The organism is Aliirhizobium wenxiniae (assembly GCF_019511445.1).
Lineage (GTDB): Bacteria > Pseudomonadota > Alphaproteobacteria > Rhizobiales > Rhizobiaceae > Neorhizobium > Neorhizobium wenxiniae_A.
On sequence record NZ_JAEUAN010000010.1, the window covers coordinates 159,175 to 183,833 of the forward strand.

General features: G+C 59.2%; 24 protein-coding genes and 1 pseudogene. 11 read left to right on the plus strand and 14 right to left on the minus strand.

Annotated features, from left to right (window positions below):
- Positions 1-3: 3 nt before the first annotated feature.
- A complete protein-coding gene (locus JNB91_RS14305) occupies positions 4-1,506 on the plus strand; it encodes a tripartite tricarboxylate transporter permease (RefSeq protein WP_220326186.1) in 1,503 nt (500 codons plus the stop codon).
- A gap of 315 nt (positions 1,507-1,821) precedes the next feature.
- On the opposite strand, the gene JNB91_RS14310 is transcribed toward JNB91_RS14305, so the two are convergent.
- The 10 genes from JNB91_RS14310 to JNB91_RS14350 form a co-directional block, all read right to left on the minus strand.
- Positions 1,822-2,589 (minus strand): Na/Pi cotransporter family protein, encoded by a 768-nt coding sequence (locus JNB91_RS14310; protein ID WP_346269330.1) that lies wholly within the window; start codon positions 2,587-2,589, stop codon positions 1,822-1,824.
- Between the two features lie 11 nt (positions 2,590-2,600).
- The gene (locus tag JNB91_RS31430) at positions 2,601-2,876 is read right to left on the minus strand and encodes a hypothetical protein (protein WP_346269331.1); all 276 of its coding nucleotides are present in this window, start codon (positions 2,874-2,876) and stop codon (positions 2,601-2,603) included.
- 106 nt (positions 2,877-2,982) lie between these two features.
- A complete protein-coding gene (locus tag JNB91_RS14315; RefSeq protein ID WP_220326187.1) occupies positions 2,983-4,020 on the minus strand; it encodes a sn-glycerol-3-phosphate import ATP-binding protein UgpC in 1,038 nt (345 codons plus the stop codon).
- The gene (gene ugpE / locus JNB91_RS14320) at positions 4,020-4,868 is read right to left on the minus strand and encodes a sn-glycerol-3-phosphate ABC transporter permease UgpE (RefSeq protein ID WP_220326188.1); all 849 of its coding nucleotides are present in this window, start codon (positions 4,866-4,868) and stop codon (positions 4,020-4,022) included. Before ugpE ends, JNB91_RS14315 begins: the two co-directional genes overlap by 1 nt.
- Before the next feature lie 9 nt (positions 4,869-4,877).
- Positions 4,878-5,759 (minus strand): sn-glycerol-3-phosphate ABC transporter permease UgpA, encoded by an 882-nt coding sequence (gene ugpA / locus JNB91_RS14325; RefSeq protein WP_220326189.1) that lies wholly within the window; start codon positions 5,757-5,759, stop codon positions 4,878-4,880.
- Positions 5,760-5,827: 68 nt separating this feature from the next.
- The gene (gene ugpB, locus JNB91_RS14330) at positions 5,828-7,132 is read right to left on the minus strand and encodes a sn-glycerol-3-phosphate ABC transporter substrate-binding protein UgpB (protein ID WP_220326190.1); all 1,305 of its coding nucleotides are present in this window, start codon (positions 7,130-7,132) and stop codon (positions 5,828-5,830) included.
- 105 nt (positions 7,133-7,237) lie between these two features.
- Entirely contained in the window at positions 7,238-8,059 is an 822-nt protein-coding gene (locus JNB91_RS14335) for an inositol monophosphatase family protein (protein WP_220326191.1), read from the minus strand.
- A gap of 11 nt (positions 8,060-8,070) precedes the next feature.
- Positions 8,071-9,129 carry an ABC transporter ATP-binding protein gene (locus tag JNB91_RS14340; protein WP_220326192.1) on the minus strand — a complete coding sequence of 353 codons (1,059 nt, stop codon included), beginning with the start codon at positions 9,127-9,129 and terminating at the stop codon, positions 8,071-8,073.
- Positions 9,126-11,357 (minus strand): ABC transporter permease, encoded by a 2,232-nt coding sequence (locus JNB91_RS14345; protein WP_220326193.1) that lies wholly within the window; start codon positions 11,355-11,357, stop codon positions 9,126-9,128. The genes JNB91_RS14340 and JNB91_RS14345 overlap by 4 nt, the downstream gene beginning before the upstream one ends.
- Positions 11,358-11,434: 77 nt before the next feature.
- A complete protein-coding gene (locus JNB91_RS14350; protein WP_220326194.1) occupies positions 11,435-12,460 on the minus strand; it encodes an ABC transporter substrate-binding protein in 1,026 nt (341 codons plus the stop codon).
- Positions 12,461-12,654: 194 nt separating this feature from the next.
- Here JNB91_RS14350 and JNB91_RS14355 point away from each other — a divergent pair, with 194 nt between their 5' ends.
- The gene (locus JNB91_RS14355; RefSeq protein ID WP_220326195.1) at positions 12,655-13,656 is read left to right on the plus strand and encodes a LacI family DNA-binding transcriptional regulator; all 1,002 of its coding nucleotides are present in this window, start codon (positions 12,655-12,657) and stop codon (positions 13,654-13,656) included.
- A 332-nt stretch (positions 13,657-13,988) separates the two neighbouring features.
- Positions 13,989-14,513 (plus strand): annotated as a pseudogene (locus JNB91_RS30725) (IS5 family transposase); the annotation flags it as partial.
- Positions 14,514-14,613: 100 nt separating this feature from the next.
- Here JNB91_RS30725 and JNB91_RS14370 read toward each other — a convergent pair.
- Both JNB91_RS14370 and JNB91_RS14375 read right to left on the minus strand, forming a co-directional pair.
- A complete protein-coding gene (locus JNB91_RS14370; RefSeq protein ID WP_220326198.1) occupies positions 14,614-15,165 on the minus strand; it encodes a gluconokinase in 552 nt (183 codons plus the stop codon).
- Positions 15,134-15,901, minus strand: coding sequence for an SDR family oxidoreductase (locus JNB91_RS14375; RefSeq protein ID WP_220326199.1), 768 nt, complete (start codon positions 15,899-15,901; stop codon positions 15,134-15,136). Before JNB91_RS14375 ends, JNB91_RS14370 begins: the two co-directional genes overlap by 32 nt.
- A gap of 92 nt (positions 15,902-15,993) precedes the next feature.
- On the opposite strand from JNB91_RS14375, the gene JNB91_RS14380 reads away from it, so the two are divergent.
- Positions 15,994-16,938: a 2-hydroxyacid dehydrogenase gene (locus tag JNB91_RS14380; RefSeq protein WP_220326200.1), complete on the plus strand. Its 945-nt coding sequence runs from the start codon at positions 15,994-15,996 to the stop codon at positions 16,936-16,938.
- A 9-nt stretch (positions 16,939-16,947) separates the two neighbouring features.
- Positions 16,948-17,979, plus strand: coding sequence for an L-idonate 5-dehydrogenase (locus tag JNB91_RS14385; protein WP_220326201.1), 1,032 nt, complete (start codon positions 16,948-16,950; stop codon positions 17,977-17,979).
- Between the two features lie 14 nt (positions 17,980-17,993).
- On the opposite strand, the gene JNB91_RS14390 is transcribed toward JNB91_RS14385, so the two are convergent.
- On the minus strand, positions 17,994-19,031 hold the full coding sequence (locus JNB91_RS14390; RefSeq protein WP_220326202.1) for a LacI family DNA-binding transcriptional regulator: 1,038 nt from the start codon (positions 19,029-19,031) through the stop codon (positions 17,994-17,996).
- 52 nt (positions 19,032-19,083) lie between these two features.
- Entirely contained in the window at positions 19,084-20,004 is a 921-nt protein-coding gene (locus JNB91_RS14395) for a LysR family transcriptional regulator (protein WP_220326204.1), read from the minus strand.
- A 123-nt stretch (positions 20,005-20,127) separates the two neighbouring features.
- Between JNB91_RS14395 and JNB91_RS14400 the strand changes: the two genes are divergently transcribed.
- The 6 genes from JNB91_RS14400 to JNB91_RS14425 are packed head-to-tail and all read left to right on the plus strand — an operon-like array spanning position 20,128 to position 24,632.
- Positions 20,128-20,964 (plus strand): transporter substrate-binding domain-containing protein, encoded by an 837-nt coding sequence (locus JNB91_RS14400; RefSeq protein ID WP_220326205.1) that lies wholly within the window; start codon positions 20,128-20,130, stop codon positions 20,962-20,964.
- A gap of 33 nt (positions 20,965-20,997) precedes the next feature.
- Complete coding sequence (locus JNB91_RS14405; RefSeq protein WP_220326206.1) at positions 20,998-21,696, plus strand: amino acid ABC transporter permease; 699 nt, start codon at positions 20,998-21,000, stop codon at positions 21,694-21,696.
- Positions 21,696-22,406, plus strand: a complete 711-nt coding sequence (locus JNB91_RS14410) for an amino acid ABC transporter permease (protein WP_220326207.1) — start codon at positions 21,696-21,698, stop codon at positions 22,404-22,406. The genes JNB91_RS14405 and JNB91_RS14410 overlap by 1 nt, the downstream gene beginning before the upstream one ends.
- On the plus strand, positions 22,403-23,134 hold the full coding sequence (locus JNB91_RS14415) for an amino acid ABC transporter ATP-binding protein (protein WP_220326208.1): 732 nt from the start codon (positions 22,403-22,405) through the stop codon (positions 23,132-23,134). The genes JNB91_RS14410 and JNB91_RS14415 overlap by 4 nt, the downstream gene beginning before the upstream one ends.
- Before the next feature lie 17 nt (positions 23,135-23,151).
- The gene (locus JNB91_RS14420) at positions 23,152-23,826 is read left to right on the plus strand and encodes a 4-carboxy-4-hydroxy-2-oxoadipate aldolase/oxaloacetate decarboxylase (RefSeq protein WP_220326209.1); all 675 of its coding nucleotides are present in this window, start codon (positions 23,152-23,154) and stop codon (positions 23,824-23,826) included.
- Between the two features lie 35 nt (positions 23,827-23,861).
- Entirely contained in the window at positions 23,862-24,632 is a 771-nt protein-coding gene (locus tag JNB91_RS14425) for an amino acid ABC transporter ATP-binding protein (protein ID WP_275957786.1), read from the plus strand.
- Positions 24,633-24,659: the final 27 nt, after the last annotated feature.

Genomic DNA, 24,659 nt, shown 5'->3' on the forward strand with positions numbered 1-24,659 from the left:
GTGATGGATATTTTCGCAAATCTCTGGCTCGGCTTCACCGTTGCCGGCACATTCTACAATCTTTTCTATTGCCTTGTCGGCGTCTTCCTCGGCACTGCCATCGGCGTTCTGCCGGGTCTGGGACCGGTCGCGACGATCGCCATGCTTCTGCCGATCACCTTCGGCCTGCCGCCGGAATCGGCGCTGATCATGCTGGCCGGTATCTATTACGGTGCCCAGTATGGTGGATCGACGACCGCAATTCTCGTTAATCTGCCGGGCGAACCATCTTCCGTCGTGACGGCGCTCGACGGTTACCAGATGGCGCGTCAGGGGCATGCCGGCCGCGCGCTTTCGACGGCTGCCATCGGCTCTTTCATTGCCGGCACGATCTCGACCATTCTGATTGCAGTATTTGCGCCGGCGCTTGCCGCCGTCGCGCTGCAGTTCGGTCCGGCCGAATATTTCTCGCTGATGGTTCTCGGCCTGATCGCCTCGATCGTCATGGCGTCCGGCCCGCTGCTCCATGCGCTCGGCATGATCCTTGTCGGGCTTTTGCTCGGCATGGCGGGTACCGATGTGAATTCTGCCGTGCCCCGCTACACATTCGGCATGCCGCTTCTGTCTGACGGGCTCGATTTCGTCGTTATCGCCATGGGCATCTTCGGTCTCGGCGAGATCATCGCCAATCTCGAAGACGAAGCGGACCGCTCGGTGATGACGAAACGGGTCACCGGTCTGATGCCGTCCAAGGAAGACTGGAAACGCATCATTGCTCCTATCCTGCGCGGCACGGCGCTCGGTTCGCTGCTGGGCATCCTGCCGGGCGGCGGTGCGGCACTCGCCTCGTTCGGCTCCTATTCGCTCGAGAAGAAATTCGCCAAACATCCGGAAGAATTCGGCAAGGGTGCGATCGAAGGCGTTGCCGGGCCGGAATCGGCCAACAATGCCGGTGCCCAGACGTCGTTCATTCCCATGCTGACGCTCGGCCTGCCGTCGAATTCAGTGATGGCGCTGATGATCGGTGCGATGATTATTCAGGGCATTCAACCCGGCCCCTCCGTCATGACCGAACAGCCCACGCTGTTCTGGGGCCTGATCGCATCCATGTGGATCGGCAATGCAATGCTGCTTGTCCTCAATCTGCCGCTGATCGGGCTGTGGGTGCGGATGATCGCCATTCCCTACAACTTCCTCTTCCCGATCATCATCGTCTTCTGCGCGATCGGTGTCTTCAGCGTCAACAACAACGCCTTCGACATCTATATGATGGCGATCTTCGGTGTGGTCGGCTACGTCTTCCGCAAGCTCGACGCGGAGCCGGCACCGTTGCTGCTGGCTTTCATCCTTGGCCCGATGATGGAGGAGTTCCTGCGCCGGACACTGCTTTTCTCGAAGGGCGATCCGAGCGTATTCATTACTCGCCCGGTAAGCGCCGGCCTGCTGATCGTCGCCGCTGTGTTGCTGGTCGCCGTGCTGCTGCCAGCCGTACGCAAGGGACGCGAGAAGGCGTTTCAGGAAGAGTAAATGTTTTTTCATCCGGACAGGAACATGCTGCCTGTCCGGGTATCCGTTTTGAACCGAAGAATATTGTTGGTACTGCGGGTTTTCGGTTCAACTCCACCATTTCCAGCCACATCACGCGAATTGCCGGTAACGTCTAACTGCAGCCGACGATCACATCCAACGACATCGATTTACAGTTGGTCATGAAATCGGACTGGATTTCGACAGACATGCCCTGTTTTTCAGGACTGATCGACACTATGCCTCAAGTTCCATGAGGTTGCCCGAACGCTGAATTAGACTGCGTGGAAAATAGTAAATGGCTTTAGCTTCAGGTTACCTGATCCTGCTTTGCAGGAGCTCACCCGGTTGTTCCAGAACCGGATATGCGGTTGCTGCGACCAGATGTGAATTCAATTGCTTGAGGTCGCGCAGCAAATCGAGATGGAGCGAACTTGTTTCCGAGGCATCGAAATCTCCTTTCCGAAGTAGCTCAAAATGTGCCGTGGTGCCGTCTCGCTCGACCTTTCTGAAAACGACCTTTCCTTCCGCCAGCATGCGGGCCAGGCGCTCGTCCTGCGACATGAACAGGGCGGCGGCGGTTTGCAGATTGGTCGCGAGGCGGTCGAAAAGAGTGTTCAGTTCGCTTCTGGAGTCTTTTGAGAAGGTCATGCCGCGCCGCGGACGCTTGGCGAGGTGTGGAAGCACATTCTGATCGAGCACATCACCCGCATGTTCCAGCCCGGTCGAAAAGATCAAAATCTCTTCCAGCCTGCGTTTGTCGGTATCGCTGAGTTCGTCGGGATCGATGGAGGTCAGGTAGATCTTGACGGCGGTGTTGAGCCGATCGAGCACCCTATCCTGCTTGCGCAGCGCCGACAGCGCCCGGCGATCGTTCGACGAAAGCGCTGCTTTGGTGCCCGCCAGCATCTCGTCCTGAATATCGACGATCCGCAACACTTCGCGGGCTGTCGCCTGCAGCGCGACGATCGGCGTTTCCTTGGCCGAGGGGTCGAGATAACGCGGCTGGCCTGGGTCGCTTTCATCGATGCGCTGCGGCATGAACCGGACCAGCGCATTCGCGAATGGCGTCAGGAAGGGCATGAACAATGCCGTCACGACGGCTTGAACACCGTGTGGAAATTGGCCACCATGCGGCCGTCGCCGCTTGACCACGCTGCCATCAGGCCCGTCGCCGTGCTGCTTTGCAGAACGGCCGTGACCCACATTCCGGCCAGAAAGGCCTTCATGCGGTTGCTCAGCGCATGTCCTAGAAAAGAGCGCAGCCCGGGACCGAAGGCGCGCTGTATGCCGGTCTGCACCATGCGCGTCCCCCAGAGAAGAAGCGCGATATGACCGGCGAGCGCGATCATGGCAAGGATGACGGACATATCGGCATTCCACTTGCAGGTAGAAGATATCGATTAGCTGGCTAACGATATCCCCCGTGTCTGGTAATCAACCGCCGGCCGGAAATTTCCCATCGTTCCGGACCATTCATCCCTGCAGGCGTTTTCCGTCGCCGTCGAAAAGATGGAAGCGATCCGCAGCGGCGGTCAGTTCCTTGCTTTCTCCAATGCCTATCACCGAGCGGCCGGGAACGCGAAAAACCACCGTGCTGCCATCCTCTGTCGCTCCATGAACGTAACTTTCGGCGCCGACAAGTTCGACTGCAATCACCTGCACCTTGATGCGGAAACCATCGGTGGATGAAGCGTCGGCGATGACAAGATCCTCGGGTCGCACGCCGATCATCGCCACGTTGGACGGCCAGCTGACGCCAGCACCGTGACTACCGGCCGGTTTCATCAGGTTCATTGATGGAGAACCGATAAAGGTGGCGACGAATGTGGTGGCCGGCTTTTCGTAAAGCTCGATCGGCGTACCGACCTGCTCGATGCGCCCGGCGTTGAGCACCACCAACCGGTCGGCCAGCGTCATCGCCTCCATCTGGTCGTGGGTGACATAGATCGATGTTGTTTCGAGCGAACGCTGAAGCCTGCGGATTTCCACCCGCATCTGCACGCGCAGCTTTGCGTCCAAGTTGGAGAGCGGTTCGTCGAACAGAAAGGCCGATGGTTTGCGCACGATGGCGCGGCCCATGGCCACACGCTGGCGCTGGCCGCCCGAGAGCTGTCGCGGTTTTCGTTCGAGAAACTGCTCGATTTCCAGCGCTCGCGCCGCTTCCGTGATGCGCCGGTCGATCTCGTCTTTTGGCGTGTTGCGGTTTTTCAGGCCATAAGCGAGGTTTTGACGCACCGTCATATGCGGATAAAGCGCGTAGTTCTGGAACACCATGGCGATATCGCGTTCCGATGGTTCCAGAGTGTTGACGCGCCTCCCTGCAATCGTCACGTCGCCAGAGGTGATGCTTTCGAGGCCTGCGACCATGCGCAGAAGGGTCGATTTTCCGCAGCCGGACGGGCCGACCAGCACGATCATCTCGCCATCGGCGATGTCCAGCGACACGCCCTTGATCGCCTCGATATTGGTGCCATAGACCTTGCGGACGTCTTTCAGTTCAATCGTAGCCATTATTTTTCGGTCTCCACCAAACCCTTGACGAACCAGCGCTGCATCAGCACCACGACGATGACGGGAGGAATGATCGCCAGGATCGCCGTCACCATCACATAGTTCCACGGCGTCGAGGCATCTGCGAAATCCACCATGCGGCGCAGGCCGATGATGATCGTGTTCATGTCGGCCCTGTCAGTGACGAGCAGCGGCCAGAGATATTGCGTCCATCCGTAGATGAAGAGGATGACGAACAGCGCCGCGATATTGGTCATCGACAGCGGCAGAAGAATATCCTTCATGAAGCGGAACGGACCGGCATTGTCGATCCGCGCGGCTTCCACCATCTCGCCCGGTATAGTCAGGAAAAACTGCCGGAACAGGAAGGTCGCCGTCGCCGATGCCATCAGCGGCAGGGTGAGGCCCGCATAGGTGTTCAAGAGGCCAAGATCGACGAGCACCTTGTAGGTCGGCAGGATGCGTACTTCCACCGGCAGCATCAGCGTGATGAAGATCATCCAGAAAAAGCCCATGCGGAACGGAAAGCGAAAGAACACGATCGCAAAGGCCGACAGGAAGGAGATGACGATCTTGCCGATGGCAATGGCGACCGCGACGACAAAACTGTTGAACAGCAGCCGTTCGAGACTGACACCGACGACACGCTCGACACCGCCGGAAATGGACTCTGAATAATTCTCCATCATGTGGCCGCCGGGCAGAAGCGACAGCGGCGGCCTGATTATGGCACCGGATGGCGCCGTCGAGGCGATGAACGTGTAGTAGATCGGGAAGGCGACGATAATGATGCCGAGGATCAGCATCAGATGCGCTATGAGGCTGGCGATTGGTCTGTTTTCGATCATCTTTACACCTCACCCATAATGCACGCGCCGCTCGACGAAGCGGAACTGGAAGGCGGTCAGCGCAATGACGATGATCATCAGGATGACCGACTGGGCGGCCGACGAGCCGAGATTGAGGTTCACGAAACCGTCGTTATAGACCTTGTAGACCAGCGTTTCCGTGGCCTTGGCGGGTCCACCACCAGTCACCGAATGGATGATGCCAAAGGTGTCGAAAAACGCGTAGACGGTGTTGACCACAAGCAGGAAGAAGGTGGTGGGCGCCAGCAGCGGAAACACGATCGTCCAGAAGCGGCGCGATCCGCGCGCGCCATCAATGGACGCGGCCTCAAGCAGCGACTTCGGAATGGCCTGCAGGCCGGCGACGAAGAACAGAAAATTGTAGCTGATCTGTTTCCAGGCGGCGGCCACCACGACCAGCGCCATCGCCTGATCGCCGTCCAGGAGCGGATCCCAGGCAATGCCGTTGCGGCGCAGGATATAGGCGAACGTGCCCATGGCCGGGTTGAACATGAACAGCCACAACATGCCGGCGACCGCGGGCGCCACCGCATAGGGGATGATCATCATCGTGCGGTAAAACCCTTTTCCGCGCACGACGAGATCGGCGGCGGTTGCCAGCAGCAGCGCGATGCCCATGGAGAGCACGGCAGTGGCTATACTGAAGACGACGGTGACGCGCAGCGCATGCAGATAATTGGCGTCCGACAGGATCGTCGTGAAATTGGCAAGGCCCACAAAGGTGCTCTGCAGCCCGAACGGGTCTTCCCGCATGGCCGATTGGTAAAGCGCCTGGCTGGCCGGCCAGAAGAAAAAGACGATGGTCAGCACGATCTGTGGCGCGACCAGAAAATAGGGAAGGATCTTGTTCGGAAAGACGGTGCTTTGCACGGGCAGGCTCCTTGAGGATCAGGAAAGCCGCCCGCATGTTTGTGCCATGTGGGCGGCGAAGACCGATGTCAGTTGCCGAGCGCCTGCTGGATTGCCGCATTGCCGCGTTCGACGGATTTATCGAGAGCAGCCTTGGCGTCCTGCTTGCCGGCGAGCATGGCCTCGAACTCCTCGTTCATGATGTCACGCACCTGCGGCAGGTTGACGAGGCGCACGCCCTTGGAGTTTTCGGTCGGTGCCTTGCCCATCATCTGCAGGAGCGGCGTCTCGCGGCCCGGGTTCTTGTCGTAGAAGCCGGATTTCTTGGTATCTTCGTAAGCGGCCATCGTCACCGGCATGTAACCTGAGACCTGATGCAGGCGGGCCTGGATCTTGGTCTGCGACAGGAAGTTGAAAAAGGTGGCGACGCCTTTGTATTCCGCATCGCTCTTGCCGCCGAAGACCCACAGGCTCGCTCCGCCCGGAATGGTGTTCTGCGGGCGGCCTTCACCCTCATAATAGGGCAGCTGGCCTATGCCGTATTTCATGCCGGATTTGATGATATCGCCGAGCCCACCGGAGGATTCCGTCAAGATGCCGCATTCGCCGGAGGTGAACAGCTGCTTGGCTTCCGACGTGCGGCCGCCATAGCGGAAGGTGCCATCCTTGGCGAGATCGGCGATCGACTGGAAATGCTTGACGAAGGGCTCGGAGTTGAAGGCGAGCTTGACGTTGGTGCCGCCGAGACCGTTTTCATCGCTCGCATAGGAGAGGTTGTTCCAGGCGGCGAAATTTTCCGTCTGGATCCAGGTCAGCCATGTGGAGGTGAAACCGCAATTGGCGGCGCCGCTGGACTTGATCTTCTTGGCGGCCTCAAAGACTTCCGGCCATGTCTTTGGTGGCGCATCGGCGTTCAGTCCGGCTTTTTCAAATACGTCCTTGTTGTAATAGAGGATGGGTGAGGACGAGTTGTAGGGAAAGGACAGCATCGTGCCATCAGGCTTCGAATAATAGGCGACGATGCCGGGCAGATATTGCGCCTTGTCGAACTTGAAGCCGCCCTTTTCCAGGACCTCGGCCACGGGCACGATGGCACCCTGCGCGCCCATCATCACGCCGGTTCCGACATCAAAAACCTGGATGATGGCAGGTGGCTGCTTGGCACGGAAGGCGGCAATGCCGGCGTTCAGCGTTTCCGGATAGGTGCCCTTGAACACCGGCACGATCTTGAAGTCGGACTGGCTTTCGTTGAACTCCTTGGCCAGCTGGTCGACGACCTCGTTATTGGCGCCTGTCATGGCGTGCCACCACGAGATTTCCGTGGCGGCGAGCGCGCTCGATGCCATAAGTGTCAAGGCTGCGGTTGAAAGAACTGATGCAAAAGCGGTTTTCATGGTCGATTTCCTCCCTTTCCATGAATTGGCCTGCCGCCATCTGGCGGTATGTTGCGAGACCCTCCCCGGTCTCGCCATTGCTGACGGGTGTTGTCGCCAGTGCCTTCAGGCGGCGGCGACGCCTGTCTTGCCGATCCCGGCGATCCTGCGCAGGTCGTCTATCGCGCCCGGTCCCGCCGCCAGGACGGGAGCGCCTTTCGTGAGCCGCTCGCCATCGCAGGGAAACGGCAGAAACCAGCCGCCCGCCTCGCGCACGAGGCAATAGCCGCCAAGGCAATCCCAAGCGTGCATGTAAGGCTCATAATACCCCACAAGCCGGCCGGCGGCGACATAGGCGAGCATCAATGCGCCCGAGCCCAACCGCACGAAATTGCCACCGCTTGCCAAAAGGTCCTCAACGATCTTTCCAACCGATGCCGGCGTGACATGATGGTTGGCGCCGATGCCGGTGACGGCGTTGCGAATTGTCTTGATGCTCTCGAGCTTCAGCGACCTGCCATTCAACGTTGCGCCCATGCCGGATGCGCCGGAATACAGTTCGTCATGGCAGGGCACATGGATGACGCCCACCACCGGCTCGCCCTTGTAGAGAACGGCAATCGATACGCACCAGTTCGGCATGCCGTGAACGAAGGGGCTGGTGCCGTCGATCGGGTCCACCACCCAGGTAAAACCGCTGTCGCCTGCGGTCAGCCCGTATTCCTCGCCGAGAAAACCATCGGCCGGAAACGCCTCTCCCGTCCTTTCCCGGATCAGGTCCTCCACGTTGCGGTCGGCGATCGAGACGACATCCTGCGGATCGCCCTTGATCTCGATCACCAGCGTATCACGGCGCCGGTAATAACCGAGCGCCAGCTTACCGGCCTCGACGGCAATGTTTTCCGCCAGTTTGTGGCGTTTGACGATCTCATCCTGTTCCGATGTCATGGGGAAAATCCTCACTGCGCGATGATGGCGATGCCGCGGTTTTTCAGGCCGATGGCAACCCGCGTGCCGGGGGCAAGTGGGCGGTCGACCGACGGGTCCACGATAAACAGGGTCCCGCCACTCGTTTCCGCCTCGTATTCGATATGATCGCCGAGATAGGCCGCATGGCTGATGCGCCCCGGAAAGGCTGCCGTTTCAGCCGGTTCCAGCGTGATCGCGCTCGGCCGCACGGCAAGCTGGCTCTTGCCGGGCCGGGCACCACGCGCCGGTACGACATGGTGCAGGCCCTCGATGCTGATCGTCGCCTCGCTGCTGCTGATGCCGATCACCTCGCAGGGCACGACATTCGCTTCGCCGATAAAATCGGCAATGAAAGGCGAGGCCGGTGCTTCGTATAGTTCGCGCGGCGAACCCTGCTGGGCGATCTCGCCATCCTTCATGACAATGATCTGGTCGGAGACGGCCAGTGCCTCATCCTGATCGTGCGTTACGTAAACGGCGGTGAACTGCAGCCGCTGCTGAAGCTCGCGGATTTCCGTGCGCACCCGGCGGCGAAGGCGGGCGTCGAGATTGGAAAGCGGCTCGTCGAGCAGCAGGACCTGCGGTTCGAGAACCAGCGCGCGGGCAACGGCCACACGCTGCTGCTGCCCACCCGACAGTTCTGCCGGAAGCCGCCCGCCCATGCCGGCGAGGCCGACGAGTTCGAGCCCGTGTTCCGCCTTCTGTCGCGCTTCCTTTTTTGAATAGCCGGAGGATTCCAGCCCATAGGCAACATTGTCGAGCGAATTCATGTGCGGAAACAATGCGTAGGACTGGAACACCATGGACACGTCGCGCTCGTTGGCGGGCAGCATGGTCACATCCTTGCCGCCGATCAGGATGCGGCCGGAAGTCGGATGTTCGAGGCCAGCCAGCATGCGCAGCGTCGTCGTCTTGCCGCAGCCGGAAGGGCCGAGCAGCGTCACCAGCGTTCCGGGCTGAACCGTCAGCGACAGGTCATGGATGGCCGTGAAGGAACCAAATGATTTGCGGACATTCTGGAACGTGACCGAACCGGCGCTTCTGGTCATGCGGTTTTCTCCTCGGAAATGACGGGAAGGGTCGTCTGATTGAGGCCGGCAACACGGTTTTCACGCCGCAATCGCCGCTCGCCGACCAGAAGCTGGAAACCGGTGATGACGGTGATCATCACCACGATCAGCATGGAGGAATAGGCGATGGCCACGCCGTACTCGCCGTTTTCGACCAGTCCGACGATATAGGATGTCGCCATGTTGTATTGCGCGCTGACGAGGAACACGACGGCGCTGATCGAGGTGATGGCGCGCACGAAGGAATAGACGAGAGCTGCCGTGATCGCCGGGCGCAGCAGCGGCAGGATGACCTTGCGGGCGGTGCGGAAACTGGTGGCGCGCAATGTCATCGAGGCTTCGTCGAGGCTCTTGTCTAGCTGGCTCATCGCCGCGATGCCGCCGCGCACGCCGACCGGCATGTTCCGGAAAACAAAGCAGGCGATCAGGATCAGCGCCGTGCCGGTCATTTCTAGCGGCGGCAGGTTGAAGGCCATGATGTAGCTGATGCCAATGACCGTGCCGGGAATGGCAAAACTCATCATCAGTGCGAATTCGAAAAGTTCGCGGCCCGCGAATTTCTGCCGCACGATCACGTAGGCCGTGGCAAGCCCGACGGCCGCCGTCAGCGGCGCGGCGATCAGCGCGATTTCCATCGTTGTCCAGAAAGAGTTCCAGGCGACGCCGGTCCAGACCAGCGAACCATCGCGCAACGTGATGGAAAAGGCCTTGGTGTAGTGCGCAAGCGTCAGGCTGTTGTCGAGGCCCCAGGTTTTGACGAAGCCGCCGAACAGGATCATGCCGTAAACGACAAGGGTGAAGATCATCCACGGGATGACCACGGCATGCACACCGATCGACAGCGGCCGAGGGAGCGCGACATGCGCCCCGCTATCGCCCTTGCCGGTGACGGTGGCGAAATTTTTGCCGGACAGCCAAATGCGCTGGGCAAGGAAGGCCGACAGGGTGAAGGCAAGCAGGATCATGGCAAGCACGGCGGCGCGGGCCGGATCATTTTGCGAGCCGACCACGGCGAAGAAAATTTCCGTCGACAGCACACCGTGGCTACCGCCGAGCACGAGCGGATTGCCGAAATCGGCCATGCTTTCGATAAAACCGATCAGAAAGGCGTTCGCGAGACCAGGTTTCATCAGCGGCAGAGAGACACGCCAGAACGTGCGCCAGCGGCCGGCGCGTAAGGTCTGCGAGGCCTCTTCCATCGAGGGGCTGACACCTTCGACCACACCGATCAGCACAAGGAAGGAGATCGGCGTGAATGACAGGACCTGTGCGATCCAGATACCGGTCAAGCCATAAAGCCAGCGGCTCGGTTCGATGCCGAACGTGGTGGAGAGGCCCTGTGTGACGATGCCGGCGCGGCCGAAGAGGAGGGTGAGGGCAAGGCCGATCACGAAGGGCGGTGTGATGATCGGCAGGATGGTGAGGAGCCTCAGGCCCTTCTTGAAGGGAAAGCGCGTGCGGGTGGCGACCAGCGCAAAGGCAAGGCCGAGCGCGGTCGAGCCGGCCGCCGTCATGATGGCGAGGAACAGCGTGCGCCAGGCCACGCCGCAGCGTGCCCCGCCGATCACGCAATCGAGGCTCCAGATCGACGGATCGACGATGTTGCGGGAAAACCCTTCGAAACTGACTGAGCCGTCGAAATCCTGAAAGGCGCCGATAAACATCGAACCGATCGGATAAAACACGAAGACGGCGACGAGAAAGACCAGCATGGAAATGGTGGCGACCACGAAGGCATCGCCGCGCATGACGCCGCGTTCGGCAAGGCCGAAGGCAAACATCAACACGAAGCAGATGGCGGATAGAATAGCGCCTGCCCCCATCGACGGCTGACCGTCGGCAAGCTGGCCAAAGATGGTTTCGCTAATCGTCCAGGTGAAACCGGTGATCCCGATCGCAAGCCCCTGCAGGGCAAGGGAAGCGACGCCGAAGGCGCCGGCAAGGGCGAGCATTTTTCCCCGCCGCATCGGATCGGCAGTGAAACGCGCGGCAAGCGCAAGCCCGTAAGCGCAAAGAACCGCGACCAGCCAGACATGGCCATGCAGAAAAATCTGCAGGAAACCGGGTGCCGCCGCCGGTTCGCCGGGGAAACCGGAGAGCCACGTGAAGGCATAAAATCCCTGTTCGATGCGATACCAGGGAAGGAGCAGCATCGCGGCAGCGCCAAGCGCCAGCACGATATCCAGTCTGCGATTGCGATTGTTCATGGTTGATGCGACCTCATCACGTGACAAGTCGATCATGCCGCGCCCCGGCTACCGAAGCGCGGCAGAGACGGATGGGATCAGTTGGCGTTGGCGCCGATTTCCTTGTCCCAGCGTTCGAGCAGTTTCTTGCGCTCGGTCGGGTCGCCATAGGTCTTGAAGTCGTAATCGATCAGCTTGATATCCTCGAAGCGCGGCGATTCCTTGGGAACCTCGGCCATCTTGTTGGACGGAAGCTGGAAAGACTTTGCGTCCTTCATGTGCGACTGGACCTCAGCCGTCAGCGCCCAGTCATACCATTTCTTGGCGCTGTCCAGGTTGCGGGCACCCTTGACGATCGACATCGAACCGATCTCGTATCCGGTGCCCTCGCAGGGCGCGATCGACTTGACCGGAAACCCCTCGACTGTCTGGGCGACGGCATCATGCATGAAAACGATGCCAAGGCCGGTTTCGCCGCGTGCCGCCGCCTTCACCGGCGCCGAACCGGATTTGGTATATTGCGAGACATTGGCGTTGAGCTGTTTCAGGTATTCGAACGCCTTGTCCTCGCCCATGATCTGCACGAGCGACGCCAGCGCCGTGTAGGCGGTGCCGGACGAATTCGGGTTGGCCATCTGGATTTCACCCTTCAGGGAAGGGTCCAGAAGGTCGGCCCAGCATTTGGGCTCCTTGTAGTTTTTCTGCTTGAAGAGATCGGTGTTGTAACCCCAGCCGAGTGCGCCGGCATAAACGCCAACGGTCTTGTAGCCTGAGCTTTCCGCCTGCTTTTTCGCCCAATCCTGCAATTCGTCGAGATGCGGCGACTTGTATTCCTGCGTCAGCCCCTCGGACGCGGCCTGAAGATGCGGGTCACCGGTGCCGGCCCACCAGATATCGGTTTTCGGATTGCGGGCCTCGGCACGGATCTTCGCATAGGTTTCGCCGGACGACAGGCGCACCATGTTTACCTTGATGCCCGTGTCCTTTTCGAACATCTGCTGCATCATTTCGCAGATCACCACATCGGCGGAACATATGAGATTGAGGTCTCCGGCAGCCTTCGATGCCGGTGCATTCATCAACAGGCCGGCAACCGCGACCGATGCCATCAAAGCAAGACGCATGATAATCCTCCCAGATTTTTGGACGACGCCTCCACATCGTCCCCGCTCTTGCAAGCGTGTGCAATGGTTTCATGCGTATATGCGGATTGTCAACTCAAAATCGCAAATCGCCTTCTATTGCTGCAGTGCGGTCGTCACGAAGCTGTTGCACTCGCTTGCAAAAAAGTGCAGTGAAGAATGGGGAGTGAACCGCCGTGAACCAAAAAATCTTCGTGAGTGCCAAGGAAGTGGCGGATCGTGCCGGGGTGTCACGTTCGGCGGTGTCGCGCACGTTTACGCCTGGTGCGAGTGTTTCGGAAGAAACCAGGCGGCGCGTGATGGAAGCTGCGGAGGCCTTGGGCTATCACGTCAATCATCTCGCCCGAGGATTGATGCGCAATGAGAGCGGTCTTGTCTGTCTGATCGTTTCGGAGATGGACACACCTTATCGGTCCAGCCTCATTCGCGCGATTTCCCATCAGTTGCAGTCCGTCTCCAAGGTCGCCATGCTGATCAACACGGATCGTTCCGACAAAAGCGTCGATGATGCGCTCAGGCTGGCGATCAGCTATCGCGCAGATGCGTCCATCATTCTTTCCGGCATGCCGGACAGATCGATCACCGACCTTTGCATGAAAAGCGGTCAGCGGCTTGTTCTCATCAATCGTGACGAGGAACGAGAGGGTGCGCTGATGATCAATCTGCATGACCGCGAAGCCGCACGGCGCGCATTGATCGCGTTTCAGCGAGCCGGATGCAGTCGCCTTGCCTTCGCAAATTCCGATGTCGGAACACCAAGCCTTATGGCTCGTGAGGAAGGATTCGTGGAGGCGGCTGATGATGCCGGAATCGATGTCGTGGTAGAGCGTTTCGGCCCTACCCGTTATCAGAGTGGCGTTGTTCTGGCACAGCGACTTCTCACGCGGGAGGCGCGGCCTGAGGCGATTTTTTGCGCCAACGATCTGCTCGCCTGCGGGGTGCTGGACACGGCTCGACATCAGTTCAAGCTTGCCGTGCCCGAGGAACTTTGCGTCATCGGTTTCGACGATATCGAGCAATCCTCGTGGTCATCGTATGAGCTGACGACATTCGCGCAGCCGGTCGATCTTATAGCGAAGGAGGCAGTCGCATGGCTTACACATCCGGCGCCTGCCGACGGTACAGCGTCCCGTATCCGAGCAGACTTGATCTGGCGCGGATCGGTTCGGGGTGGGTAGCGAATTCGCCTTGCACTATGCAGATAAATTATTGTCTTACAAGGAGCACCAAATCGTGTTTGTGAGCGAAAACAGGAAAATTTCCTGACGCTTAGCCATATTGCTTCTTCGGCAATGTGGCGCCTTTGCAGCCACTTAACGATTCCATGCTTGATGGATGAAGCTGGGTCGCCGGTTCGTACTCGCTCAAGTGCTAAGGAATTTACAAATCTCGCTGCGTTCAGGCCCCCGCAACAAATATTTCAAAAAGCGATGTGCTTGGGCAGTGGCCCCATAAACGGGGTTCATCTTGTGGACGGCATTTGATTCAATCTCCTTGAAAGGAGCTTCCCATGCGCCGTCACGAATTGAGCGACGAAGAATGGGCTATCATCGCACCATTTTCCGTCTAATACCCATGGAATTGAACGTGTCGATTGCCGCCGGGTGATCAACGGCATCCTGTGGCGTTTCAGGACTGGCTTTTCCTGGCGAGGCCTGCCGGAGCATTATGGCCCGCGCACGACGCTTTACAATCGGTTTTCCCGCTGGTGCAAGGCGGGCGTCTGGGATCGTCTTCTGGACGCCGTTTCAAAGCGTTACGATGGAGACATCGTGATGATCGACAGTTCCGGCGTTCGTGTTCACCAGCATGGTGCCAACGCAAAAAAGGGGGCTCTGCCGATCCTTGCATGGGACGTTCGCGCGGCGGCCTGACGACAAAAATTCATGCTCTTGTCGATGCGGATGGCAGACCGGTTCGGCTGGAACTTACCGCCGGCCAAGCTGCCTATGCATCGATGGCCGAGAAGCTGTTGAGCGACCTGCAGCCTGGCGCGATGATTCTTGCTGACAAGGCATACGACACCGATGCCATTTGAAACTTTGCCAAGCCTTGCGACAGCTTCCCTTTTATGCAGCCTGGATCCGCAGCGACTGCGGGAAATCAAAAGGGCGGCCTTGCGGTCGCCCTTTTGTCTATCTGCTTGCGAGCTCTTTAAGGCCGTCTATAGCCAGATCGGTGATCTTTTCCGGTGTATTGTCTATATTCACAACGACGACGCCGGTTTCCTCATCGGGCCGCTCCAGTGTCGCGAGCTGGCTTTCCAGAAGACTGGTCGGCATGAAGTAGCCTTCGCGACTGCCCATGCGCTGGGTCAGAAGCGCCTTGCTGCCGTCCAGAAACACAAAGGCGAGCTTTCCGCCCGCCGCAGCGCGCAACCGGTCGCGATACACTTTCTTCAGTGAAGAGCACGTCAGGACGATGCCGCTTGTCGCATGATCGGCCAGAATTTCGCCAATACGATCGAGCCAGGGCCAGCGATCATCGTCGTTGAGGGGGGTACCCGCCGACATCTTGGCGACGTTCGCCTGAGGATGAAGATCGTCGCCTTCCTGATAGGGGAGGGAGAGCGCTTCCGCCAGGCGCGTGCCGACCGAACTCTTGCCGCAGCCGGCAACGCCCATTACGATGATGGGCCGCCGGATGGGATGTGCCTCAGAGGCTGATGGTGATGCCGCCGTCGACATAAAGCGTGTGTCCATTGACGAAAGAGGAGCCCTTGCCGGAGAGGAAGACTGCTGCGCCGACGAGTTCATCGACATTGCCCCAGCGGGCAGCCGGGGTGCGCTTTTCCAGCCATGCGGAAAATTCCGGATTGTCGACCAGCGCCTGGTTGAGCGGTGTCTTGAAATAGCCGGGTGCGATGGCGTTGACCTGCAGGCCGTGCTTTGCCCAGTCGGTGGACATGCCCTTGGTGAGGTTTTTGACCGCACCCTTGGTGGCCGTATAGGGGGCAATACCCGGACGGGCGAGTTCGCTTTGTACGGAGGCGATATTGATGATCTTGCCGTGACCGCGGGCAATCATGTGGCGGGCGACAGCCTGGCCGACATAGAAGACGCTGGAAATATTGGTGGTCACAAGCTGCTGCCACTTGTCGGCCGGAAAGTCCTCCAGCGGCGAGCGGTGCTGCATGCCGGCATTGTTGATGAGGATGTCGATCGGGCCGATTTCCGTTTCAATGCGGGCGACACCGGCGGTGACGGAAGCATGGTCGGTCGCATCGAATGCGACGGCGTGGACGGTAAAACCGTCTGCGCTCAGCTGCTTTTTCGCGCTATCCAGTTTTGCTTCATCGCGACCATTGAGAATGATGGTGGCGCCGTGTTCGGCAAGGCCACGCGCCAGCGCCAGGCCGATGCCCTGGCTGGAGCCGGTGATCAGCGCGATTTTGCCCGTCAGATCGAAAAGCGGAAATGACATCAGAAACTCCTCCCGGTTCAAAAGGTTGTTTGACGTTGACATAGGTGTTATCGATAACATATGCAATAAAAATGTAACATTGGGAGTGAGAAATGAAGCCGCAAATCCTCGTCATCGGCCCCTATCCGGAATGGGATATGGTCGAGCTTGAAAAGAGCTACGATGTAAAGAAACTCTATGAGGCGAGCGACCGCGACGCCTTCATCGCAAACGAGGCCAGCCAGGTAACGGCGATTGCCACGCGCGGCGAACTCGGCGCATCGGCGGAACTGATTGCCAAGCTGCCCAACCTGAAGATCGTATCGGTCTATGGTGTCGGCTATGATGCGGTCAATCTGGACGCCTGCCGCACCCGTGGTATCCGGGTCACCAATACGCCGGATGTCCTCACCAACGATGTTGCCGATCTCGGCGTTGCGATGATGCTCTGCCAGTCGCGCGGCATGATCGGCGCCGAACAATGGGTGAAGGACGGAAGCTGGGCTGCAAAGGGTCTTTACCCGCTGAAGCGCAAGGTCTGGGGCCGCAAGGCCGGTGTTCTCGGCCTGGGCCGCATCGGTTTCGAGGTCGCCAAGCGCCTTCGCGGTTTCGATATGGATATCGCCTATAGCGACGTCTCCGAAAAGTCCTATGCCGAGGGCATGACGTTCATTGATGATCCGGTGGCACTTGCCGACCATTCGGATTTCCTGTTTGTGACGCTGGCGGCTTCCGCAGCCACGCGGCATATCGTCTCGAAGCCTGTCATCGAGGCTCTTGGCCCGGAAGGTATGCTGATCAATATCTCTCGCGCTTCCAATATCGACGAGGCGGCGCTTCTGGACGCGCTTGAAAATGGCAGGCTCGGTTCGGCGGCGCTTGATGTGTTCGATGGCGAACCCAATCTCAACCCGCGTTTCCTAAAGCTCGAAAACGTGCTGTTGCAGCCGCATCATGCGTCGGGCACGATCGAGACGCGCAAGGCGATGGGCAAGCTCGTGCGTGACAATCTGACGGCGCATTTTTCCGGCCAGCCCCTTCCCACTCCCGTCATCTGAGGTCCTGCCATGAAAGCTGTCGTCATTCATTCCGCCAAGGACCTGCGGGTCGAGGAGCGGGAGGTTGAGACTGCCGGTCCCGGGCAGGTGGATATCGCCATCGAAGCCGGTGGTATCTGCGGTTCCGACCTGCATTATTATCATCACGGAGGCTTCGGCACGGTTCGCGTTCGCGAGCCGATGATCCTCGGTCACGAGGTCGCCGGACGCGTTGTCGCGCTTGGAAGCGGCGTTTCGCATCTTTCCATCGGCGATCGTGTCGCCGTCTCGCCGAGCCGTCCTTGCAATGCTTGCGACTACTGCCTCAAAGGTCGGCAGAACCATTGCCTCAATATGCGCTTTTACGGCAGCGCCATGCCCATGCCGCATATCCAGGGTGCTTTCCGTCAGCGCCTGGTGGCCGAAGCATGGCAGTGCCACAAGGTCAACGAAGGCATTTCCATCAACGAGGCCGCCTTCGCCGAACCTTTCGCGGTAACTCTGCATGCCGTCTCCCGCGCCGGTTCGCTTCAGGGCAAGCGGGTGCTGGTTACCGGCTGTGGCCCGATCGGTGTCCTGTCGATCATCGCTGCCCGCCTGCATGGCGCACGCGAAGTGGTTGCGACCGACATTATGGATGCCGTGCTGGAAAAGGCGAAGGCCATTGGCGCCGACCGCACCATCAATACCGCGTCGCATCCCGATGCCCTTGGCGCCTACACGGTCAACAAGGGGTATTTCGATGTTCACTTCGAAGCCTCCGGCAATGAACGCGCCGTGCGTTCGGGTCTGGAAGTGCTCAAACCCCGCGGCATCCTCGTCCAGCTCGGTCTCGGTGGCGATATCTCGCTGCCGCAGAATACGATCGTCGCCAAGGAAATCGAGGTGAAGGGCACGTTCCGCTTCCACGAGGAATTCGGTCAGGCGGTTGATCTCATCAACCAGAAGCGCGTCGATTTCTCGCCCCTCCTGTCGGAGATCTACCCTGTTGCGGATGCCGTGAAGGCGTTCGAGGTTGCGGGTGATCGCAGCCGTTCGATGAAGGTCCAGCTCAGCTTCTGAACCCTGAAAAGCTATCAGGTGCTGCCGCGCAGCAGCACCTGATAATTTGTCCTGATGGTCGTCGCAGCACTGCGATCTTCAAGCATGGCGATCATCTGCCCGGCGGCCTGTTGGCCGATCCCGTAAGCATCGACATTGACGGTGGTGATGCCGGGCTCGGATATCGAGGCGATCTCGTAATCGCCGAAGCCGGCGATGGCGATGTCGCCCGGCACGGAAAGCCCCATTCTGCGGCATTCCATCATAGCACCGAATGCGGGAAGGTCACCCACACAGACGGCAACATCCGTGTCCGGAAAATTTCGAAGCAATTGGCGAATTGCTTCTGCGCCATGCGCCATGCGCATCGGCGTGGACTCTACCGACACGACCCTATTGTTGCTCAGGCCATGCCGCAGCAAGGCGCGGTCAAAGCCGATATGGCGCTGACGCCCGCGCGCATCGGAAGCCACGGTCCCGATGATGAAGCCGAAACGCGAATAGCCCTGGGTCACGAGACTGTCGACAAGTGCTTCCACCGCATCGGCGTTGGAGAAACCGACGACGGCATTGATCGGGGTCTCCGGCACGTCCCAGGTTTCGATTACCGGGATACCGGCATTGGCGAGCATTGTGCGCGCGCGCGGCGTATGTTCTCCACCTGTCAGGATGATGCCTTCCGGCCGACGACGCAGCATGGATTCGATCAGCTCTTCCTCGCGCGCGACCGAGTAGTTCGTGTAACCAAGGAGCAACTGCATGTTCGTTTGCGCCAATGCATCGGTAATGCCGCGAGCCGTATCGGCAAAATTCGAGTTGTCGATCGAGGGAACGATGGCGGCGATGAAGCCGCTGCGGCGCGACGACAGGCTGCCGGCCGATTGGTCCAGCACATAGCCGAGTTCATCGACTGCCGAAAGTATGCGCTCCAGCGTGCCCTTGGCGATGTGGGCATTGCCCTTGAGCGCGCGCGACACCGTCATCGCAGACACGCCGGCAAGCCGTCCGACATCCGCCATTGTCGGCGGTCCATTGCCAGCTTCGGTTGGCCGCGGCTCCTGTTCGCTCGGCATCTTTTCTCCTGTCACGGGATGATCCGACTGAAAACGTGCTTCCGGCCGCGCGTCAAGGCAGGCATGTCCAATGCCCCTCCTGGCCCAGCGTCTTTATCACCGATGTCAGAATGTTCCGCACCTCGATCATCGCGCGGGTCGGGGGGTGGTTGACCGGCATGTCTAGGATGAGACGGCGCGAAAGTTCGGGGGCGGAGAGGGGAATTGCTGCAAGATTTCCCTGCTGCATGTCCGCATAAATCGCGCCCCTGCCGAGAATGGCAAATCCCAGCCCTGCACGAATGGCAGCCCTTGTGCTGGCCAACCCTTCGATCTCGCGCACGATATTGAGGTCGCGGCCCAGCATCAGGGCTTGCCTTTCTATCAATACGCGAATGCCGTGACGGCGGGTCGGCATGATCAGCGGCAGAGAAAGTGCATCCTCGACCGACATCTGCCCGGTTATGTCATCAAAGCTGCCGATCCTCCCCACCGCATAAAGCCGTTCGTCGAAAAGGGGCAGGGAACTTGCCTTGGCGACATCGACCAGGTTGATGGCGAGATCGTGTAGATGCGTGTCGATCGCCGCCCTCAAGGTCTGGCTGTCGCCCTCGCTGATCGTCAGGCGGATCTGCGGAAAGGTCTTTTCGCATATTTCCAGCACGGGGACTGCAAGAATCGGGGAGAGCGAACTCAGCATGCCGAGCGAGACATCTCCCCTCGGCGTCCGATCCTGTTGCCTCGTTTCTGCTTCTGCCTGCTCGACGGCGCGCAGGATCGACTGTGCGTGGGAGAGGAGCGTCTGTCCCGCATCGGTGAGAACCACTCCGCGCGATGTTCGGTTGAGGAGCTGGACGCCGAGATAGTCTTCCAGCGAGCGCATGTGCAGGCTCAGCGGCGGCTGCGCAACACCGAGCTCCCGCGATGCCCTGGTAAAGGATCCCACCTCAGCGATCTTGGCAAAATAGCGCATCTTCAAGAGATCGAGAACCATCTGCTCCCCCTTCTTATATACCGTAAAGATATAGTACGTATCTGCAATATATATTTGTTCGAATATCGAGCTTGTCATAGGTTTTCCACGCAGCGAGAGGAAGCGCTGTTAATGGAGGACACTATGAAATTTGCTCGTCTCATGACGTTGGCCGCGATCGGGGCTGCGTTGTTTTCGAATGTCGCTGCCGCTGAGCAGCTGGATGACATCAAGAAGGCTGGAGTTCTGAACTGCGGCGTTCTGACAAACTCGCCGCCGCTCGGTTTCCAGGACCCCAAGACCCGCGAGCCGAACGGCTACGAGATCGAGATTTGCGGCATGTTCGCCAAATATCTTGGCGTCAGCGCCAAGATGACCGCCGTCTCGCCACAAACCCGCATGGCCGAATTGACCCAGGGCCGCGTCGACATCCTGTCCTCGCTTCTGAGCTACAGCAAGGAGCGCGCCGAGCAGGTGGATTTCAGCGGCGCCTATATTGCCGAGGACTTCAATTTCGTCGTTCTCGATCAGTCCGACATCAAGACCGTTGCCGACCTTTCAGGCCAGCGCATTGGGCTGGTGAAGGGCTCCGTCCTGATCCCCCTGACGGAAAAGCGCCTTCCGGATGCCCGCATCCTCTCGTTCGAAACGAGTGCAGCATCCTTCCTCGCCCTGCAGCAGGGCAAGGTGAAGGCGACCGTCTACCGTTATTCCGAGGGCAAGGCCGTGCAGCGTAATGCCGGCTCCGAGATCAAGGGGCTGCGCTTCCTTGATGAACCGCTTCTCTCCATGCCGTCCGGTTTCGGCTTCCGCAAGGGATCGCCGGAACTGGTCAAGCAGGCAAATGCGTTCCTTGCCGAGTTGGAGACCAATGGCGAAGGCCAGAAGCTTTACGACAAGTGGCTGGGCAAGGATTCCGATCTGAAGGCCACACGCAAGTTCGAGTTCGGCAGGCCCCAGGAAACCTGGTTCACGAACTAACCTTCTCCGCATACTGCATACAGGTCAACTTTGATGGGTTACCAATTCGACTTTGGTAAGGTCCTGCAGGGTGAGTATCTCGAACTCATCCTGGAGGGTCTCCAGGCCACGATGGTGGTCTTCGTTTTCTCCTGGGTCATCGGTCTCGTGCTGGCTGTGGTTCTCACTGTCATTCGGGCGGTCGAGTTCAAGCCGACGCAATTCCTTGTTGCGGCCTTCGTTGAATATCATCGCAACATACCGATGCTGATCCAGCTATTCGTCTGGTATTTCGGTTTTGCCGTCGTCCTGCCGGATGCGGTCAACGATTATCTGAACGATATCGGGGCGGAGATCGGATACGCCATCGTGGCGCTGGCCCTGAACAAGGCGGCCTATATGTCCGAGGATTTCCGCAGCGGTCTGCGGTCGATCCACCCGGCACAGATGGAGGCGGCGCGATCGATCGGCCTGACTTATCTCGGTGCCATGGCCTGGGTGATCCTGCCGCAAGCCTGGCGCCTGGCGCTTCCGGCGCTGCTCGGACAGACCCTCATTCTCTTCAAGGGTACCAGTCTTGCCGCCGCCATCGGCGTCGCCGAACTCAGCTACCAGGCCCGTTATATCGAGGAACAGTCGTTCCGCATCTTCGAGGCCTACGGCATCGCCACGGCGATCTACATGCTCATCTCTTTTGCGATCATGTGGCTCTCGTCGATCCTCTCCAAGCGATATGAGCTGAGGGTGAAGTAATGCTGGAAATCATTCAGAACTACTGGCTCCTGTTGCTGATCGGCGAATATCCACACGGCAAGCTCGGCGGACTGGCGATGACCCTGATCATCTCCTTCGTCAGCCTCATCGTGACATTTCCCTGCGCGGTTCTTATCGCGCTCGCCAGAACCGGAAAACCAGGCATCATCCAGTCGATCGCGAACGGCTTCGTTCACAGTGTTCGTGCCATCCCGCTGCTGATGCTGATCTTCTGGGCCTATTTCGCCGTACCGATGATCATCGGCTTTCCGATCGATGCCGCCTTCACCCTGATCGTCGCCATTGTCATCTATCAGACGGCCTATCTGGGCGAGATCATTGCGGCCGGTATCACGGGCCTACCGAAGGGCCAGCGGGAAGCCGCCGCCGCACTCGGCCTCGGCTATGTCCCGACCATGTTCAGGATCATCCTGCCGCAGGCGATCTTCAACGTCATTCCTGGCATCGTCAATCAGCTGACGACGATCATCAAGGAGTCGTCGCTCGGTTCGATCATCGCTGTCTCGGAACTCTCCTACGTGATGCTGCAGGTCAATTCGAACGAAGTGACCAAGCCGCTACAGATCTTCGGCATCCTTGCTGCGGTCTATTTCGTCCTTTGCTTCGCGCTTAGCCAAGCAACGAACTGGCTGGAGCGCCGCATTTCGTCCCGCAGAACGGGGCAGGTCGTTGTGGAGGCAGTGGCATGATCGAGTTTCAGAACGTTTCAAAGTGGTTCGGCGCCCTGCAGGTTCTGCGTGATGTCAACGCGACGGTGGCCAAGGGGACGACGACCGTTCTCTGCGGTCCCTCCGGCTCCGGCAAGTCGACACTGATCCGCACCGTCAATCGGCTGGAGCCGATCCAGAAAGGCAAGATCACGCTGGCCGGGCATGACATCTACGCGAAGGACATCGACGTCAACGTGCTGCGCAGCGGCATCGGTTTCGTCTTCCAGCAGTTCAACCTGTTTCCGCATCTCTCGGTCGTAGAAAATGTGATGTTGCCGCTGTTGCGGATCCGCAAGCAATCGCGTGCCCAAGCTCGGCCTGTGGCAATGCAGATGCTGGAGCGCGTAGGACTTGCCGACAAGGCGCATTCTCTTCCAGCCGATATTTCAGGTGGCCAGTCGCAGCGTGTCGCGATTGCGCGCTCGTTGATCCTGAAGCCCGAGGTCCTGGTTCTCGACGAGCCTACCAGCGCACTCGATCCGGAAATGGTCGGCGAAGTGCTGAAGCTGCTGCGCGAGCTCTCGGCCGACGGCATCACCATGATGTGTGTCACCCACGAAATGGGATTTGCCCGGGAAGTGGCGGACCGCATCTGGTTCCTGCGCAACGGCACGCTGACTTTCGATGCCGAGCCAGCCGAATTCTTCTCGGATGAAGCCCATCAGGATGTTCGCAACTTCCTTTCGGCAGTTCGTAAAAATCGCTAAAATCACAGGAGGAAAACATGGTTCATATCAAGGATATTCCCGCTCGCCCGAGCACGTCGGATATCGAAGCACTGGCGAAATTCTCGCCCGCCACCATTCATGAAGCGCAGGGTCGCCGTGGTGCATTGTCGTCACGCCTCAAGCCGGTCGATTATCGGATGAAGCTCTGCGGCCCGGCCTTCACGGTGAAGTCTTCGCCGCGCGACAACATCATGCTGCAGCTGGCGATCAACTATGCCAAGCCCGGCGATATCATCGTCGTTTCCGCCGGTGAATACGAGGAAGCCGGCTCGTTCGGCGACGTGCTGGCCAATGCGTGCCTCGCCAAGGGTATCGGCGGTCTTGTGACGGATACCGGCGTGCGTGACACGCTGCAACTGCGCGAACTGGGCTTCCCGGTCTTTTCGCTCAGCGCCTGCATCAAGGGCACGGTCAAGGAAACGATCGGCACGACCAACGACTCGATCATCGTCGGCGGCGAGATCATCAATCCGGGCGATGTCATCGTCGGCGACGCCGATGGTCTGGTCGTCGTTCGCCGCAGCGAAGCCGCCGAAGTGGCAAAGCTGTCCCAGGCGCGCGAAGATGCCGAGGCCGGTTACATTGCGGCCTACAAGGCGGGCAAGTCAGTGGTCGAGGTCAGCAATCTTGAACCGGTCCTCAAGGCCAAGGGCCTCGTGGTCGAGGCCTGAACATCCGCTGAGATATAATATCGTCTGGATTTGATATGAGCGCAGCACTGAAGAACATGACCGTCTCCTCCACCGACGTCGCGGTCGAAATCATCGGCATGAACAAGTGGTACGGTGATTTCCACGTGCTGCGCGACATCAATCTGAAGGTGATGAAGGGCGAGCGCATCGTCATCGCCGGACCGTCCGGTTCCGGCAAGTCGACGATGATCCGCTGCATCAACCGCCTGGAAGAACATCAGTCGGGCAACATCCTCGTCGACAATATCGAGCTGACCAACGATCTGAAGAAGATCGACGAAGTGCGCCGCGAAGTTGGCATGGTGTTCCAGCACTTCAACCTCTTCCCGCATCTGACGATCCTGGAAAACTGCACGCTGGCGCCGATCTGGGTTCGCAAGATGCCGAAGAAGGAAGCCGAGGAAGTGGCGATGCACTACCTCAAGCGCGTGAAAATCCCGGAACAGGCCAACAAATATCCGGGCCAGCTTTCAGGCGGTCAGCAGCAGCGCGTGGCGATTGCCCGTTCGCTCTGCATGAAGCCGAAGATCATGTTGTTCGATGAGCCGACCTCGGCGCTCGACCCGGAAATGGTCAAGGAAGTGCTCGACACGATGGTAAGCCTTGCCGAAGAAGGCATGACCATGCTCTGCGTCACCCATGAAATGGGCTTTGCCCGCCAGGTCGCCAACCGCGTCATCTTCATGGACCAGGGCCAGATCGTCGAACAGAATTCGCCGGCCGAATTCTTCGACAATCCGCAGCATGACCGCACCAGGCTGTTCCTCAGCCAGATCCTGCACTAATTGGTCGTAAGATAATTTCGCATCTTG

Bases quoted from the DNA above. Each gene is read 5' to 3' on its own strand.
- JNB91_RS14305 (WP_220326186.1), top strand. From the start codon at position 4: ATGGATATTTTCGCAAATCTCTGGCTCGGCTTCACCGTTGCCGGCACA.
- JNB91_RS14310 (WP_346269330.1), bottom strand. From the start codon at position 2,589: ATGCCCTTCCTGACGCCATTCGCGAATGCGCTGGTCCGGTTCATGCCG.
- JNB91_RS31430 (WP_346269331.1), bottom strand. From the start codon at position 2,876: ATGTCCGTCATCCTTGCCATGATCGCGCTCGCCGGTCATATCGCGCTT.
- JNB91_RS14315 (WP_220326187.1), bottom strand. From the start codon at position 4,020: ATGGCTACGATTGAACTGAAAGACGTCCGCAAGGTCTATGGCACCAAT.
- ugpE (WP_220326188.1), bottom strand. From the start codon at position 4,868: ATGATCGAAAACAGACCAATCGCCAGCCTCATAGCGCATCTGATGCTG.
- ugpB (WP_220326190.1), bottom strand. From the start codon at position 7,132: ATGAAAACCGCTTTTGCATCAGTTCTTTCAACCGCAGCCTTGACACTT.
- JNB91_RS14335 (WP_220326191.1), bottom strand. From the start codon at position 8,059: ATGACATCGGAACAGGATGAGATCGTCAAACGCCACAAACTGGCGGAA.
- JNB91_RS14340 (WP_220326192.1), bottom strand. From the start codon at position 9,129: ATGACCAGAAGCGCCGGTTCGGTCACGTTCCAGAATGTCCGCAAATCA.
- JNB91_RS14345 (WP_220326193.1), bottom strand. From the start codon at position 11,357: ATGAACAATCGCAATCGCAGACTGGATATCGTGCTGGCGCTTGGCGCT.
- JNB91_RS14350 (WP_220326194.1), bottom strand. From the start codon at position 12,460: ATGCGTCTTGCTTTGATGGCATCGGTCGCGGTTGCCGGCCTGTTGATG.
- JNB91_RS14370 (WP_220326198.1), bottom strand. From the start codon at position 15,165: ATGTCGACGGCGGCATCACCATCAGCCTCTGAGGCACATCCCATCCGG.
- JNB91_RS14375 (WP_220326199.1), bottom strand. From the start codon at position 15,901: ATGTCATTTCCGCTTTTCGATCTGACGGGCAAAATCGCGCTGATCACC.
- JNB91_RS14380 (WP_220326200.1), top strand. From the start codon at position 15,994: ATGAAGCCGCAAATCCTCGTCATCGGCCCCTATCCGGAATGGGATATG.
- JNB91_RS14385 (WP_220326201.1), top strand. From the start codon at position 16,948: ATGAAAGCTGTCGTCATTCATTCCGCCAAGGACCTGCGGGTCGAGGAG.
- JNB91_RS14390 (WP_220326202.1), bottom strand. From the start codon at position 19,031: ATGCCGAGCGAACAGGAGCCGCGGCCAACCGAAGCTGGCAATGGACCG.
- JNB91_RS14395 (WP_220326204.1), bottom strand. From the start codon at position 20,004: ATGGTTCTCGATCTCTTGAAGATGCGCTATTTTGCCAAGATCGCTGAG.
- JNB91_RS14400 (WP_220326205.1), top strand. From the start codon at position 20,128: ATGAAATTTGCTCGTCTCATGACGTTGGCCGCGATCGGGGCTGCGTTG.
- JNB91_RS14405 (WP_220326206.1), top strand. From the start codon at position 20,998: ATGGGTTACCAATTCGACTTTGGTAAGGTCCTGCAGGGTGAGTATCTC.
- JNB91_RS14410 (WP_220326207.1), top strand. From the start codon at position 21,696: ATGCTGGAAATCATTCAGAACTACTGGCTCCTGTTGCTGATCGGCGAA.
- JNB91_RS14415 (WP_220326208.1), top strand. From the start codon at position 22,403: ATGATCGAGTTTCAGAACGTTTCAAAGTGGTTCGGCGCCCTGCAGGTT.
- JNB91_RS14420 (WP_220326209.1), top strand. From the start codon at position 23,152: ATGGTTCATATCAAGGATATTCCCGCTCGCCCGAGCACGTCGGATATC.
- JNB91_RS14425 (WP_275957786.1), top strand. From the start codon at position 23,862: ATGAGCGCAGCACTGAAGAACATGACCGTCTCCTCCACCGACGTCGCG.